The sequence below is a fragment of the Flammeovirga pacifica genome (assembly GCF_000807855.2).
GTDB classification, from domain to species: Bacteria; Bacteroidota; Bacteroidia; order Cytophagales; family Flammeovirgaceae; genus Flammeovirga; species Flammeovirga pacifica.
Map to the genome: position 1 here is coordinate 2,312,178 of NZ_JRYR02000001.1, position 15,314 is coordinate 2,327,491.

Annotated in this window: 14 protein-coding genes; 2 read left to right on the forward strand and 12 right to left on the reverse strand. The window is 33.2% G+C overall.

Annotated elements, in window-relative coordinates:
- Positions 1 to 112: 112 nt before the first annotated feature.
- Together NH26_RS09205 and NH26_RS09210 are read right to left on the reverse strand one after the other, a co-directional pair.
- The gene (locus NH26_RS09205) at positions 113 to 1,252 is read right to left on the reverse strand and encodes a CaiB/BaiF CoA transferase family protein (protein ID WP_044221505.1); all 1,140 of its coding nucleotides are present in this window, start codon (positions 1,250 to 1,252) and stop codon (positions 113 to 115) included.
- Between the two features lie 2 nt (positions 1,253 to 1,254).
- Positions 1,255 to 2,397: a CaiB/BaiF CoA transferase family protein gene (locus tag NH26_RS09210; protein ID WP_044221502.1), complete on the reverse strand. Its 1,143-nt coding sequence runs from the start codon at positions 2,395 to 2,397 to the stop codon at positions 1,255 to 1,257.
- A gap of 586 nt (positions 2,398 to 2,983) precedes the next feature.
- Here NH26_RS09210 and NH26_RS09215 point away from each other — a divergent pair.
- Positions 2,984 to 4,174, forward strand: coding sequence for a DUF6786 family protein (locus NH26_RS09215; protein WP_044221499.1), 1,191 nt, complete (start codon positions 2,984 to 2,986; stop codon positions 4,172 to 4,174).
- 167 nt (positions 4,175 to 4,341) lie between these two features.
- Here the strand turns inward: NH26_RS09215 and NH26_RS09220 are convergent, their stop codons facing one another.
- From NH26_RS09220 to NH26_RS09250, 7 genes are all read right to left on the reverse strand, one after another.
- Positions 4,342 to 4,653: an FtsB family cell division protein gene (locus NH26_RS09220; RefSeq protein WP_044221496.1), complete on the reverse strand. Its 312-nt coding sequence runs from the start codon at positions 4,651 to 4,653 to the stop codon at positions 4,342 to 4,344.
- An 11-nt stretch (positions 4,654 to 4,664) separates the two neighbouring features.
- Positions 4,665 to 6,509 (reverse strand): M1 family metallopeptidase, encoded by a 1,845-nt coding sequence (locus NH26_RS09225; RefSeq protein WP_044221494.1) that lies wholly within the window; start codon positions 6,507 to 6,509, stop codon positions 4,665 to 4,667.
- A 148-nt stretch (positions 6,510 to 6,657) separates the two neighbouring features.
- On the reverse strand, positions 6,658 to 7,047 hold the full coding sequence (locus tag NH26_RS09230) for a hypothetical protein (RefSeq protein ID WP_044221491.1): 390 nt from the start codon (positions 7,045 to 7,047) through the stop codon (positions 6,658 to 6,660).
- A gap of 69 nt (positions 7,048 to 7,116) precedes the next feature.
- Positions 7,117 to 7,503 (reverse strand): GtrA family protein, encoded by a 387-nt coding sequence (locus NH26_RS09235; RefSeq protein ID WP_044221489.1) that lies wholly within the window; start codon positions 7,501 to 7,503, stop codon positions 7,117 to 7,119.
- A 166-nt stretch (positions 7,504 to 7,669) separates the two neighbouring features.
- On the reverse strand, positions 7,670 to 9,484 hold the full coding sequence (locus tag NH26_RS09240) for a DEAD/DEAH box helicase (RefSeq protein WP_044221486.1): 1,815 nt from the start codon (positions 9,482 to 9,484) through the stop codon (positions 7,670 to 7,672).
- 340 nt (positions 9,485 to 9,824) lie between these two features.
- Positions 9,825 to 10,397, reverse strand: a complete 573-nt coding sequence (locus NH26_RS09245; protein WP_044221483.1) for a hypothetical protein — start codon at positions 10,395 to 10,397, stop codon at positions 9,825 to 9,827.
- Positions 10,398 to 10,409: 12 nt separating this feature from the next.
- Positions 10,410 to 11,867 (reverse strand): S8 family serine peptidase, encoded by a 1,458-nt coding sequence (locus NH26_RS09250; RefSeq protein ID WP_158021910.1) that lies wholly within the window; start codon positions 11,865 to 11,867, stop codon positions 10,410 to 10,412.
- Positions 11,868 to 12,040: 173 nt separating this feature from the next.
- Here NH26_RS09250 and NH26_RS09255 point away from each other — a divergent pair, with 173 nt between their 5' ends.
- Positions 12,041 to 13,333: an aminopeptidase P family protein gene (locus NH26_RS09255; protein ID WP_044221481.1), complete on the forward strand. Its 1,293-nt coding sequence runs from the start codon at positions 12,041 to 12,043 to the stop codon at positions 13,331 to 13,333.
- 248 nt (positions 13,334 to 13,581) lie between these two features.
- Here the strand turns inward: NH26_RS09255 and NH26_RS09260 are convergent, their stop codons facing one another.
- The 3 genes from NH26_RS09260 to NH26_RS09270 form a co-directional block, all read right to left on the reverse strand.
- Complete coding sequence (locus NH26_RS09260) at positions 13,582 to 13,848, reverse strand: transposase (protein ID WP_044221478.1); 267 nt, start codon at positions 13,846 to 13,848, stop codon at positions 13,582 to 13,584.
- A 377-nt stretch (positions 13,849 to 14,225) separates the two neighbouring features.
- Complete coding sequence (locus NH26_RS09265; protein WP_199880234.1) at positions 14,226 to 14,972, reverse strand: class I SAM-dependent methyltransferase; 747 nt, start codon at positions 14,970 to 14,972, stop codon at positions 14,226 to 14,228.
- Positions 14,973 to 15,042: 70 nt separating this feature from the next.
- Positions 15,043 to 15,297, reverse strand: a complete 255-nt coding sequence (locus NH26_RS09270; RefSeq protein ID WP_044221472.1) for a NifU family protein — start codon at positions 15,295 to 15,297, stop codon at positions 15,043 to 15,045.
- Between the last annotated feature and the right edge of the window lie 17 nt (positions 15,298 to 15,314).

Below are 15,314 nucleotides of genomic sequence, written 5' to 3' on the forward strand. Positions count from 1 at the left end.
TTTAGTTTATGATAGTTATAAATCATTGAAATTTTGATTCAAATGTACTTTCTCAGAATAATTGATTTGATAATCATCAAGAAGTATCTATGGTTGAATACACTCATATATTTTATAAAAACTCCTCTTCAATTTTATCCGTATCTTCTCCTAAAATAGGTGAACCTTTTTCTGAGGTCATTAATCGCCCATCAATTTTGATAGGACACCTTGTAGTTTGATACTTATAACCATCACTCATTGTTACAGTTTGAAGCATTTGAAGAACTTTAAATCCATCGTGTTTCAACAAATTATCCCAATCCATTACATCAGCACACCAAACATCTGCAGGTTCTAAAATTGAAAGCCAATATTCTGTTGTTTCCGTTTTAAGGTGATCTGCCAACGTTTGTTTAATGATATCTCTTTGATCATACCAAGTACTTTTTTCTTGATAGACCAATAAATCAAAACATTGTAACAACTCTCCTAACTTTGGTATCGATACTAATGCTAAAGTTATGTATCCATTTTCTGTTTGATAAATACCATAAGGAGCACCTAGATAAGCGTGCCCGTTATTTTGAATCGTTCTCTGAATTGGCTGTCCTCCATCGTGATAATAAGAGGTAATTGTTTCAAATTGAAGATCTAACATTGACTCCAATAAATTCACAGAAACTTTACAACCTTTACCTGATATCCCTTTCTGCACTAATCCCGCTAATATTCCTTGTGCTAAATGACCTCCAGCTATCATATCTGCAATAGCTAAACCAAATGGAACAGGTCCTTTATTGGCATTCCCATTTAAAAATGTCGCTCCCGAGATGGCTTGTACAAATAAATCTAGTCCTGGCTTTTTCTTCCATGGGCCTTCTTTTCCATAACCAGAGATTTCTCCATAAATAATAGAAGGATTCAATACTTTTACTGCATCATAATCTAAACCCAATCGTTTAATTACACCGGGCCTAAAGTTGTGTACCAACACATCTGCTTTTACAATTAGTTTTAATATTTTTTTCTTCTCTGAGTAGTTCTTAAGGTCGGCACAATAACTTTCTTTATTCCTGTTGATTACTCTAAATAGTGATGATTCTCCGTTCATATCCACATTCGATAGATACAATTCTCGACCTGCATCTCCAGTTATAGGGCGTTCAATTTTAATGACTCTTGCACCTAAATCTGCTAACTTAAGTGTACATGAAGGACCGGAAAGGTATTGGCTTAAATCTAGGACTAATATATCTTGAAGTGGCTTCATGGTTATAAATTAAATTCTTTAGCAATTTGATCTGTATGTTCTCCTACCCTTGGAGCCCCCTCTGTAGAGAATATTTTATTTTCATTTATCCGAATAGGGCACCGTGTTGTATGTATTTTTTCACCATTGGTTAAAGTTAGTACTTGATCAAAATTTAATATTTGATACCCTTCATGGTGGATCAATTGTTCAAGGTTGAAAACTTCTTCACATACAATACCCTTTGCTTCTAATTTTTCAATCCAATATGAGCTATTTTCTTTTATTAAGCAGTTATTGATCAACTCCATAATATCATCCTTTTTTTCAAACCAAGTTTTTTGATTTTTATACTTGGTGAATGCTTTACTTCCTAGTGCTTCTCCTAGATCTTTGATTGAAGCTAAAGCAATTACTAAAAAACCATCATTTGTTTTATACACTCCGTATGGGGCACTTAAAAAAGCATGAGCATTACCATTCCTAGCTCTAGTAGGTTTGTACTTATCTCCATTAAGGTAAGTGGTAATACCTTCAAACTGTAAATCAATCATAGATTCTAAAAGACTAACTTCGATTAAAGCACCTTTTCCTGTTTGAGTACTTCTTATCAAACCGGCTAAAATACCTTGAGTAAGATGAGTCCCACTAAAAATATCAGCAACAGCTAATCCCATTGGTGTTGGTGGATCTTCTTTATCGCCCGTTAAATATGTTACCCCTGAAATACTTTGTGCCAATAAATCCTGTCCTGGCTTTTTTGCCCATGGTCCGATAGTACCATATCCTGTTATTGTAGCATAAATAATTTTAGGGTTTAATACTTTTATTGTTTTGTAATCTAAGCCTAATGTTTCCATTACCCCTGGACGAAAGTTGTGTGTCATCACATTGGCTTTTTGAATGAGCTTTTTTACATTAATAAGATCTTCTTCGTCTTTTAAATTTGCAGTATAAGATTCTTTATTTCTATTAAGTGCATGAAAGAGCAAACTAGAATCATCAATAAAGAGATTCTTAATGTTAATTTGACGACCTTCTTCTCCAAATTTTGGTCGTTCAATTTTTATAACTCTTGCTCCTAAATCTGTTAATTTTAAACCCGCCGATGGACCTGCCATATATTGACAGAATTCCAATACTAAAATTCCCTCTAATGGAAGCATTTTGTTGTATAGTTGTAAGTGTTGCTATTCAATTTTTGTCGTGTTGCTGTTTATAAATCATTAAACCCCTTTCAAGGTCTTCTTAAATGAATTGAACTATCCCATACAATTTTTGAAATATGAAAAGTATACAATTGGTTCATAGTCGTAATATTCATTTCAAAATCGTTTTATGTATTTCTAATATCAACTTTAGAAATCATTTCTTCAAAAAAATGAGTTACCTAAAACGAGAAGTCTATATTATGTCTACTAAAAAAATAAATTGATATAGGATATTTTTAAATAGACATCAGCAAGCCTACTCATTGTTATTATTCATTGTAAATATTCTGTTTTAGAAAAGTACGATGATAACACACTACACTACATTATGTCATTATTCTAATATCCAATCAGTTATAAAACCTTGTCTATTTAATATCTAGATTTTCATATCAAATTATAAGGCATTAATCATTATAATGTAATTACTAAAAAACAGGTTTAGAGATAAAGCAACTATTTTACATTCAGAAAAAATAAAAATGTCTAGAAGTTGAATACTTTATTGAATACATCATAGTAATTAATTGAATTAAACAAGATGAATAAACAGCTTTTATTTCTTTTACTTAGTCTGCTCTTTTATGATTGTCAGACACCAAATAGCGATGAATATATTACATTTCAAGATGATATAAACTTCCTTCAAAAACATATTGATGATATAGAAATACTTGAAAGTGGGGAATCTCTTATTGCTCTATCTCCAAAATTACAAGGAAGGGTATTTACTACTTCTAACAAAGGGCTACAAGGGAGAAGTCTAGGGTACTTTGATAAGGAACTTATAGCAACAAAAAAAGCTCAAAAAAACATTTCTAAAATCGGAGGTGAATCACGTATGTGGTTCGGACCTGAAGTAGGAGAATTTTCTATATTTTTTCCTCCAAATGTAGAGCAAGTAGGAGAAAACATGAAGGTGAGTATTGGTTTAGATACTACATTATTCCATTTATCTGATAAAAAATCAGATCAGATTTCTTCAAGCAATACAATGTATATTCAAAATACATTTGGGTCTTCATTTCAATTAGAAGCATCAAGAACTATCACCATTCTTCACTCCTTGCAGATTGAAAAAGAATTAGGTATCTCATTAGATAATACATGTGCAAATGTGGGTTTTTCTACTTCTACTACAATTAAAAATATAGGTAATAAACAATGGAAAAAAGAATCAGGATTACTTCCGATATGGGATTTAGGATGTTTTCATCCCTCTAAAAACCAATGGGCAATTGTTCCTTCATCCAACTCTAAATTAGATACTGTTACTAATTATTTTACGGATCAAAAAGGTCGAGTGATGATAAAAAATGGTGTAGCCTTTTATAAAGTAGATGCTAATTATCTTAATAAAATGGGGATACCAAAAGAAGATGTAACACCAGTTATGGGTAGTTATTCTCCAGAGATGAATTTACTAACCATAGTCAAATATTCTTTTGAGGAAAATAATGATGACTTATACGTAAGTTCTGAATGGGGTTCTGATAAAAATTATGATGGAGATGTTATGAATATCTTTAATGGAGAAGTAAACCCATCTTTAGATAGAAATTGGCCTTTCTTTGAGTTGGAGTCTTTTTCTCCGGCTAAAGAATTAATACCTAATGATACGATAACACATGAGGTGCAAGTGTATCATTTTACTGGAAAAAAGGATGAGCTATCTAAAATTTCAGAGAGTGTATTGGGTGTTAGTTTATTCAATGCTCCTTTTTCAAATTAATTATCAAAAGATGAATAGAGCGCCGCTACACCCCAACATTATATCCCTCATTCCTAACACTTTAATAAAAAAGAAAGCCAGCATTAAGAAAATGCTGGCTTAAGTTGATGGATCACGGTCATGTTCAACCATCAATACTTTATAAACGAATATTTAAGTATATATGTTTAATTGTCTGTTTCTTTAATGACATAAACATCCTCCCCTTTTTTATGAAGAAGATATTTTTCTCGAGCAAATTTCTCCAATGCTTCATTATTCGATTTTAACTCTTTCATCTTAGACTCGAGTTCAATAATCTCATTTTGATAATAAAGCTCTTGATTCTTTAAGTCTTGCTCTTTATTCTTTTGAGCATGTCTTTTGAAAAAGTTATCATTATCAAAAAAGAGCATCCATACCAAAAACACTACACCTGTCAAGATGTAAAAGTTCTTGAAATATTTTAACAAAGGATGATTTGAAAGGGGTGTTGCCATAAATTTTAATGTTATAAACCTGCTCCTTTTTCAACCATGTAGCTCACTTCAAAGATATTATTTTCTCTGTTTACATCAGCTACTTTCATGGATGGATCAATTTCTACTTTTTTCAATTTAACACCTTTTGTTGGAACCGCAATAGTATACACAGGATGTGTCCAAGGCCAATCTTCTAATTGTATCCAATTCCCTTCAACTTCTTTCTGTTTAGCTCCTCTCATTATACGTAAAGGCATATAATAAGTCGTTTCATCACCATTATCAAAAGTCATCTTTACTTCCATAGGCATTGGCATATGGCCAATACGCTCTAGAGTGACATATGTAGTATCATCCTCTACAAAAGTATTTTTCACTCCGTAATCAACAGTTTTAGTCGTGTAAACGAAATACTCTTTATACCATTGTAGTTGCATTTTAGATTCCTTTTCCATCACACGAATAAAATCGTGAACGTTAGGATGCTTAAACTTCCACTCTTCATAGTAACGCTTAAAAGCTTTATCAAAAGTATCTTGTCCAATAATATAACTCAATTGATGTAAGAAGACTGCTCCTTTAGAGTAGGATGCAATAGAGTAAGCGGAATTTAATTCAAAATGATCTGCATGAGTGCTTAAAGGTTCTTCTATCCCTCTTTTCACTACATAAAAATAAGAATTATATGAACTACCATGAGCATTATCCTTACCATTCACATACCTCTCTATTTCATTGCCAATATAACTGTTAAAGCCTTCATCCATCCATGCATACAAGCTTTCATTTGATGCTAAAACAAATTGAAACCAGCTATGTAGCATTTCATGTACAGTTACTCCAACTAGGCTATTTAAATTTCTCTTACCTGTTATTAAAGTAAGCATACCGTATTCCATTCCTCCGTCGCCACCTTGAACAACGTTATATACTTTATACGGATATTTACCCACTCTTTTATTAGTATATCTAATTGCTTGCACAAGAAAATCAGGTAATTTCTCCCAATTTTCGTCAATACCTTGATTCTTTTTCCAGAAGAAATGAAGTTCGGGACCGTCTTCCATCTTCACCACTTTATGATTGTATTCTGGATCTGCTGCAAAAGTAAAATCATGTACTTTAGGTGCTTTAAAATGCCATGTTAGTTTTCCATTCTTTGGCTTTCCTTTTTTAAAACCTTCATAACCATGACCTACTTGTTCTGCATTTTGTATGTAGCCAGTAGCTGCTACAACATACTTGGCATCCAATGTTAATTTTACATCAAAATCGCCCCAAATACCATAGAATTCTCTACCTACATATGGGTCAGGATGCCACCCTTCGTAATCATATTCTGCTAGTTTCGGATACCACTGAGCCATAGAATAAGCTACTCCTTCTTTATTATCTCTACCATTTCGGCGAATTTGAATAGGCACTTGTCCATCAAATTGCATCGATAATTTTACCTTAGATTTTGGCATGATAGGTTTTTGAAGTTCTACTTCTAAAATAGTACCTACCATTTTATATTGAAGAGGTTTCCCGTTAAGTTTAAGTGAATTTACTTTTAAGTAACCTATTTCATCTGGAGACAATTTAGATATACGGTCTCTTACTCTTGGATCTGGATCTTCAATAGTTCGAGATCTCACATCCATCATACTACCTGGCTGAAATGCATTCATGTATAAATGATAATATACATGATACAAAGTATCTGGAGAATTATTGTAATATTCTAATTCCTGTGTACCTGAGTATTGATGAGTTTCAACATCAAGTTCCACATTCATTTTATAGTCTGCTTTCTGTTGCCAACGGTTAGATTGCCCCAAAACAACAATACTTAAAAAGCATCCAATAACGGTTAAAAAAAATTGTCTCATGGAAGAAAGTTCCTCTTTAGTTCTTCTTACTTTTACTGTTTTGCAAAGTACGAAAGAATTTACACGAATTGAATTATTATAGGGATCAGATTAAATTTTGAATCAGATTTCATAGAAGAATAAGAATTTATTTAGATTTTTTACAAAATCAATCCCCTAACATTATTTCTAATTCTTCAATTTTTTGTTGTCTTACCATAGAAAAAGTCATCACGTCTACTTGTTCTATTCTTTTATAAACTTCGAGAGCTGCAACTAAGAATTTATGGTTGCTTTCAATTTTCCCTTTCACTGTTAGAGCATCTGCTAATAATTCAATTTCATTGTATCTCAATTTTGAAGATAAATCGAATACTTTCAAAATCATTTCATCAGCATCATCATCTGGGTCAATACCAACAATTTCTCCTAAGTATTTATCAACAGATGTTACAAGTTCTTCTCTATACTTAATCCAATCAAGTCCTGAGATACGAATCATTAATTTCTCAAGGTCTTTAACTAACCTTTTGATGTAATCTTTTTTGTCTTGTAACATGTCTTATCAATTAAATTATGATTGAGAGGGCTATAAAAGTGTTAGGATTTACTGAGACTTTAATGGAATTTATTTAAAGGTAAAAATCAAGTTGGCAAAGAAATTCCAAACCACAACTACACCAATTGCTATGATTTTAGCTACATAAAAATTCATTTTAACTTTCTCATGCAATACCCAAATGATCGCATTTGAAAATAATAATCCTATGACTGCAACGCCAAAGAATTTAAAATATTCTACTCCGATTTGTTCATTTTGACTCTCAAATGTCCAGATTCTATTTAGAAAATAATTGGAAGTAGCCGCACAAATAAAGCCTAAACTATTGGCTAAATATTTGTGTCCTTTCATTACTTCTTTGACTAAATAAGTAATGCCAAAATCTACAAATAATCCAGAGAATCCTACGACTCCGAACTTTACAAACTTCCAAAATAAAACTTCCCAGTTCATCCAATCATTTTAAATTATACATAGAATACAAATATAAAGAAAGATAGTGCCTTAAATTTTATAATGATAATTTTTTATCAATCATTATTAATAGAGTGAAGTGTTACCTTGAAGAATAAAAAAACGCTCTTCCTTTCGAAAGAGCGTTTTGATATCTATATCCAGCTTAGTTGCTTGGTCTTCTTCTTCTACGGTCTCCACCGCCACCGCCTCTGCGATCACGATCTCCACCTCCACGGTTTCCACCGCCTCGGTAACCACCACCGCCTCTACGATCACGGTCTCCACCGCCACCGAATGAGCGACGACGACGATCTCCGCCTCCGCCTCTACGGCCTCCGCCACCTCCGCCAGGAGCATTAGAAACTTCAACGTCAATTTTTCTACCGTTGAATTCCAATTTACCCATGCCGTTAGTAACATCTTCATCTCTTCCTTCTTTTACTTCAAAGAATGAGAAGTTTTGTTTTAAGTCGATACGTCCAATTTCTAAACGCTCACCTCTAACACCTTGATTGATTAAATCAATTAGATCTTTTGGTCTAACTTCATCACGCTTACCAAGGTTGATAAAGAAACGAGTGAAACCATTTTCAGCATTTCTTCTGTTATTGTTTTCACCTCTTTCTCTAGAGTTAGTATTGTCTCTGCGATCAGCAACATTAAGATCTCTAGCACCTCTGTAGTAATCTAAGAAACGGTTAAACTCAAGAGCAACAAATCTATTAATGATTTCTTCTCTACTTAAGTCTTCTAATTTCTCATATACTTTAGGAAGGTATTGTTCGATCTCATCCTCCTCCATTTCTACATCATGAATTCTGTCTACTAAGTGGAACAACTGACGCTCACAAATTTGAGGTCCAGTTGGTACAGGATCCATGATAAAGCTTTGTTTCAACACTCTTTCGATTGCTCTCAATCTGTGTTTCTCTCTCATGTGGATGATAGCAATAGAAACACCATCTTTACCTGCTCTACCAGTACGGCCAGAACGGTGGTTGTAAGTTTCTATATCATCTGGAAGATTGTAGTTAATTACGTGAGATAAGTCGTTAACGTCCAAACCACGAGCAGCTACGTCTGTTGCTACTAATATTTGAAGAGAACGTTGACGGAATTTACCCATCACATAATCACGTTGTGCTTGTGATAAATCACCATGCAAGGCATCTGCGTTGTAACCATCGATCATTAATCTCTCGGCTACATCTTTTGTTTCCTGTCTTGTTCTACAGAAAACGATACCATAAATATTTGGATTGTAATCCACTACACGTTTTAATGCTTCGTATCTATCATTAGCACGAACCATGTAACAGAAGTGTTTTACATTTTTGTTACCTGTGTTTTTAGTACCTACAGTCACCTCTTTAGGTTCAGACATGTAGTTAGAAGCAATTCTTGCTACTTCTCTTGGCATAGTTGCTGAGAACAACCATACGTTTTTCTCTTCAGGAGTGTTTTCTAAGATAGAATCCAATTCGTCTTTGAATCCCATTTTCAACATCTCGTCAGCTTCGTCAAGAACAACCGTTTCTACTTGAGTAATATCTGCTTTACCTCTTTTTAGAACGTCGTCCATACGACCTGGAGTAGCTACAATTACGTGTGCACCTCTTTTGATCTGACGGATTTGTTGATCAATTGGAGCTCCACCATATACTGCTACAACTTTTAAACCTGGGATTTTCTTCGAGAAATTTTCTAAGTCTTTTGCTATTTGCAAACCTAATTCTCTAACCGGACATAACACAAGTGCTTGTGTTCTTTTATCTGATACGTCTACTCGGTGCAAAAGTGGTAAACCGAAAGCTGCTGTTTTTCCTGTTCCTGTTTGAGCCAATCCCACCAAATCGGTGTCTTCTGTTAAAAGTGTTGGTATTACTTCTCCTTGGATTGGTGTTGGTTCCTCGAAACCAAGTTCAGAAACTGCATCTAACAGCTCTTGTTTAAGCCCTAATTCGCTAAATTTTGCCATGTTGTGTTTTTTAGAGCGCTTACCCCTTTTACAATGTGAATAGACAGCGGACAGCTGCCCTTTAATAATGAGATGAGGATAAAAGCGCCAACTTATTTTAATTCGGAAATGCAAAGGTAACTCTTTTATTATTTGTTTCACCTTATTACTTCACAATCATTAGTCTTTAAGTGGATTTATTTATGAAATTCTCGGTTGTTAACAAAAAAACGGCTGTTTTTAGTCAAAAAAAAATCAGAAAGTTGGTGTTAACTGTCTGATTTTGTAAAGTGTTATAATTACGCTATTTCATTAAACCCTTAGATTCTTATCTTTCGTCTATTAAAAAAAAGTGAGATCATTAAGGCTGTATCACTTTTGCATTTACAGCAAAATACTTATCTCCCAAAAAGACAATTTGATTCGTACCTTCTAAAGAATAGTTCTCTAGTATTTCTTTATCATCAAATAGCAACTCTCCTTTTTTTGATACCTGAAAAAGTGAATTTTTAGTGCTTATTTCAAACATCAGTTTTCGAATTTTACCATTATTATCTTTACTAATAGATAACCACTTTACATCATTCTTATCATTTTGAGAATTGAACTTAATAACATTATAGTCTCCTTCCTTTTTTTCTGTTTTCTGATATGATTCTTTAAATATTGGACGATTAATATCTGCATCGTTGAAAATATCTAATTCTTTAGACCAATCCACCTCTTTTATACTAACATCCTCTTTCTTGTTATCATATTCTACATGCTTCTTGATACTAACTTTTGTCTGATCTAAAACTTTTGCTTGTTGCTCTATCAACGACTTTAAATCAAAATTGTATACTTGATGTTTTTCATCAATATTCTCATTAAAATCACAAGAGAAAGCTAAAAAAACAACGATAGCTGTAATCAAATATCTAAATGGGTGCATTTTCATTAGGTACTATTTCCAAATAATTTCAAAGTGACGCTTACCTGTCCATACTGTGGAAGAGGTTTCATTATTGACGCGTCTTATTCTAAACTTTTCCTTTTCCAAATATACAACTTCTTGACGTATCACTACAAAATCATCTTTTTTATGAAAAACAATTGCCATACTATGTTCTTCTTCAATAGCATCTATTTTGATTTTTTTATTTTCTTTACTATGTATTACAATCGCATCAGATTGCACTTCGCCAGTGGATAGTATTTTCATTGCTTTATGCGCATCTGGCACTCCAAACCCAGTGTAATTATTACCGTATGGATAAAAAGAAGAAGATTTAATTATTACGTCTTTTAATTCTTGAGCCGTTAAAGAAGGAGCTATTTCCCAAAGACATGCCGCTAACCCCGTAATAACAGGAGCCGAAAAAGAAGTTCCAAAAAGAGAATAACAAGTTACTTCTGGCTTCACATAATCTATATAAGTAGGCCCTATACTGCTGTAACTAGCTTTTTGTCCATTTTTATTATTAGCGCCTACGCTTAACACACCTTTCGCATCTGCAGGTGCACTAACAATTCTCCATCGATCATTCTCGCCTTCATTTCCTGCGGATACTACTAATAAAACACCCTTTTTTACAGCAGCTTCAGCAGCCAAAGTAACCATACTGGTGTTTCCATCCATTTCATGCTTTTTATAATTATCTTTAGAAGAATCAAAACCAATAGAATAACCAAGTGAACTGTTGATAAGTTTAATATCTAAAGAGTCAACCATCCATTCCAAAGCTGCAATCCAATTCTCTTCATCCGTTCTATTTTCTTTATCACCATGATCTGTTCGAGCTAAATAAAAATTTGATTTATGAGCTAAGCCATAACGCATATTTTCATGCTGTCCTGCGATCATTCTTAAAACAGTTGTTCCGTGACTATCGCTTCCTGTAATCTTTTCATTAAAAAACGATTTTTCAGATCTATTCTCAACAAAGTAATCTTTATAGGCTTTTATTTGTTGATTATTGAATAAGCTTTTCAGATATTCATTCTTATGAGCGTTCCAGAAACCTGCATCAATTACTCCTATTTTAATATTCTCTCCATGTACTCCTTCCTCCATCAATTTCTTAGTATTTAGTTGCTTAATCACATAAGCCGATTGTTGCTCTCCATAAATCGGAGCTAACCAATCACAAGTACCCAATTTCCAATCATTTTGAACAGGACGTACTTCTTTTATAAAGTCAAATTCTTTAAGATGGTCAACATCATCTTGTTTGTCTATTTTTATAGTAGCAGCATTAAGCCAATGTGATATGGTTTGAGGTTCAAATCCTCTGCTTTTAAGCATAGATAGATAATCATCACAAACTTTTTGGTTAAAAAAGTCTAACGATATATTATTGCACTTATCATCAAAAATCACCCATACCCTCTCCTTGTCGGAAGAATATGCTGGATAACTCACTACAAAACAAGTAAATAAAGAAAGTGTTAATATGTTTATTATGGTTGTCTTGCAATTTTTTTTCAATTGTTTTGCTAGTCTTAACGTCATGTAGTTTTGAAAAATCAATGGAAGAAGTAAATTCGAATATAAAGTAAGATAATTAAATAATTCATATAAACACATCAATTCAAATGAGATACGATAAAATCGATCAAAACTTATTCATTGAAAACCGTAAACGCTTTGTTGAACGCTTAAATGATAGTTCAGTTGCTGTATTCAATTCTAATGATATCATGCCAACAAGTGCTGACGGTACTATGCCTTTTATTCAACATACCGACATCTTTTGGATGAGTGGTATCGATCAAGAAAAAAGTATTTTGGTTATTAACCCAGATGCAAAAGACCCAGCTCACAAAGAAATCTTATTCTTAATCGAAACTAATGATGAAATTGCCATTTGGGAAGGTGCAAAACTAACTAAAGAACAAGCTACTGAGGTTTCAGGTATTGAATCTGTTTATTGGTTATCAGAATTTGACACTGTATTCAAAAGTTTAGCTTTTGATAGCGAATACATTTACCTTAATACAAACGAACATTTAAGAGCAGATACTACTGTTCAAACTCCTGATGATCGATTTATTGCTGAGTGTAAAAGAAATTTTCCTCTACATAAGTTGGAACGCTTAGCTCCAATTATGCATGACCTTAGAACTGTAAAAAATCAATACGAGATTGATGTAATGCAAAAGGCTTGTAACATTACAGAAAAAGGATTTAGAAGAGTTTTAGACTTTGTAAAACCAGGTGTAATTGAGTATGAAATAGAGGCTGAAATCACTCATGAGTTTGTTAGAAATGGCTCTAGAAGACATGCTTACACACCAATTATTGCTTCAGGTTTTAATGCTTGTGTACTACATTACATCGATAACGATCAAGTATGTAATGATGGGGATTTATTGTTGATGGACTTTGGATGTGAGTACGGAAATTATGCTTCTGACTTAACACGTACCATCCCAGTGAATGGTAAATTTACTGAACGTCAAGCTGCAGTTTACTCTGCTGTTTTAAGAGTACATAAAGATGCTGCTAAAATGCTTGTTCCTGGTAATAACTTAATGGATTACCATGTTGAAGTTGGCAAATTAATGACAAAAGAATTAATTGATCTTGGTCTAATTACTCAAGAAGATGTAGATAACGAAGATCCAAAATGGCCTGCATACAAGAAGTTCTTCATGCATGGTACTTCTCACCATATTGGTGTAGATGTTCATGATTACGGACATCGTTATAAAACTTTTGAGGCAGGAATGGTATTTACTGTTGAGCCAGGTATTTATATCAGAGAGGAGAACATGGGTATTCGTATCGAAAACGATTATGTCATCCAAGAGTCTGGTGAGCCTTTTGACTTAATGAAAAATATTCCATTCGAAATTGAAGAGATTGAGTCGATTATGCAGAAGTAATCAGCTCTTCTGAAATATCACTCCACTGTATTTACCCATGATTAAAATCATGGGTTGATGAAATAAAAACCTTGTATGACTGAAGTCGTACAAGGTTTTTTTATGCTAGTAGTACATATTTTTGAATAATTTCAATTCTTCTTCTAATTGCAATTTTTCATGTTTTATCCATTGGTCTACAATGTACTTCCGAACTTTCGAAACCATAAATGGACTGACAGATGATGCATAATACCCTACATTCCAATTTATATTTTCATCATAAAAGTTTCGTGAACTAACACTTTTAGCATCTTCACTATTCTTGAAATACTCAATGTAGAAGGTACTTTTAAAAGACAATGAATATGATCTGTATGACTATTTACAGCATCTAATTTAAAACCTTCCTGAAATCCAATTTGAAATAGAAGGGGTATAAGCTGATTATCCAAAAATGTTTTTGATAAAATAGCTTCTTTCCCTTTTGTGGTCCAAACAATATGAACCCAATTGTGGCAGTAAGAATGAGACATTATTATTAGAATGTTAAGCAAAAAATAGTTTACACTAATGAAAATAAATAAACTAAAATGAAAAACCTACTGAGTTTTGATTTATGGGGTACTTTATTTCATTAACCCATGATTGAAATCATGGGTTAATGAAATAAAAACCTTATACGACTGAAGTCGTACGAGGTTTATCATCGAATATTAAGAAACCAAATACAATTTCAATCGCAATAGGTTCAAAACTTAACACTATTGATTTCAATCATGAGTTATATACAATAACCAATCTACCAAAAGAAGTATAATCAAAAAAGACCTAATTCGATTTCAATCGCATTAGGTCTTAAACTTAATAACCCATGATTTCAATCATGGGTAAAAACAGTGCACTAGCAACACTAAACCTTCCTAGCCACATAAAACCCATAACTATACACATCTTTATGTTTCATGTAAAGATCTATTTCAGCTTGAGTTTCCTTGACAATAAGTTGAGCGTCTTCGCTATTATTATGTCTTTCTAAAAAGTTAGAAAAACTATTGATTAAAGGTTGATAATACTCTTTGATCCAACTATCCTGAGACAAAAAGAAATATCCCACAGGCGAATAACCATTTTCTTCAAGAATTTTAATTTTATCAGAAGCCGTTCCCACCTCAGGGTAATTTACCTTCCAATATTCATCAATTTCTTGATCTCGAGAAGGAGTTGTCCAAGTAATTTCACTCACACATAGATACCCTCCTTTCTTTAAGAATTTCTTCCATTGCTTTACACCCTCAGCAAATCCCATATTATAGATAGCACCTTCAGACCATAAAATATCAAATGAAGCTTCCTGTAATGGTAAATCAGTCATTGATCCTTCTAAAGTTTCAATTTTATCATCAACATTTTCTTTTTTGGCATTTTCCTTAAGAATATCCAAAAACTGAGGAAATAAATCTATTGCGGTAATTTTAGCATTTATTTTTTTTGCTAAAGCGATAGTTGAAGCACCGGTCCCACAACCAATATCAGCCACTTTTAAATCAGATGTTTCAATGAATTCTAAAAAGGATAAAGCTTTTAAAGTTTCTTTTTCAGAACCCGGGCCCTGTCTATATTCATTGATATGCAGGTCTACAAGAAGTTCAAAATTCATAATATTTAGGTTTAGTATGTAGCAAAAAAGGCTATCAATAATGATAGCCTTTCATTTATAGGAATTAATACTAATTCTCCAATTCTTCCATATTGATGGCTTCTACCTTTTTTACCTCAGGTACAGCATTGATGATAGCTTGTTCGATACCTGCCTTCAATGTCATCGCTGACATAGGGCATGAACCACAAGCACCAAGTAATTCTACTTTAGCGATACCATCTTCGGTAACATCAACAATTTTTGCATCACCGCCATCTGCTTCTAAGTAGGGACGAATCGTATTTAAGGCTTCCTCTACTTTTTCTATTAATGTCTGACTCATATCTTTAGCTCCCTTAC

Coding starts and splice junctions, on each gene's coding strand:
- NH26_RS09235 (WP_044221489.1), bottom strand. CDS start 7,503: ATGAACTGGGAAGTTTTATTTTGGAAGTTTGTAAAGTTCGGAGTCGTA.
- NH26_RS09270 (WP_044221472.1), bottom strand. CDS start 15,297: ATGAGTCAGACATTAATAGAAAAAGTAGAGGAAGCCTTAAATACGATT.
- NH26_RS09255 (WP_044221481.1), top strand. CDS start 12,041: ATGAGATACGATAAAATCGATCAAAACTTATTCATTGAAAACCGTAAA.
- NH26_RS09225 (WP_044221494.1), bottom strand. CDS start 6,509: ATGAGACAATTTTTTTTAACCGTTATTGGATGCTTTTTAAGTATTGTT.
- NH26_RS09215 (WP_044221499.1), top strand. CDS start 2,984: ATGAATAAACAGCTTTTATTTCTTTTACTTAGTCTGCTCTTTTATGAT.
- NH26_RS09230 (WP_044221491.1), bottom strand. CDS start 7,047: ATGTTACAAGACAAAAAAGATTACATCAAAAGGTTAGTTAAAGACCTT.
- NH26_RS09205 (WP_044221505.1), bottom strand. CDS start 1,252: ATGAAGCCACTTCAAGATATATTAGTCCTAGATTTAAGCCAATACCTT.
- NH26_RS09265 (WP_199880234.1), bottom strand. CDS start 14,972: ATGAATTTTGAACTTCTTGTAGACCTGCATATCAATGAATATAGACAG.
- NH26_RS09245 (WP_044221483.1), bottom strand. CDS start 10,397: ATGCACCCATTTAGATATTTGATTACAGCTATCGTTGTTTTTTTAGCT.
- NH26_RS09210 (WP_044221502.1), bottom strand. CDS start 2,397: ATGCTTCCATTAGAGGGAATTTTAGTATTGGAATTCTGTCAATATATG.
- NH26_RS09220 (WP_044221496.1), bottom strand. CDS start 4,653: ATGGCAACACCCCTTTCAAATCATCCTTTGTTAAAATATTTCAAGAAC.
- NH26_RS09260 (WP_044221478.1), bottom strand. CDS start 13,848: ATGTCTCATTCTTACTGCCACAATTGGGTTCATATTGTTTGGACCACA.
- NH26_RS09240 (WP_044221486.1), bottom strand. CDS start 9,484: ATGGCAAAATTTAGCGAATTAGGGCTTAAACAAGAGCTGTTAGATGCA.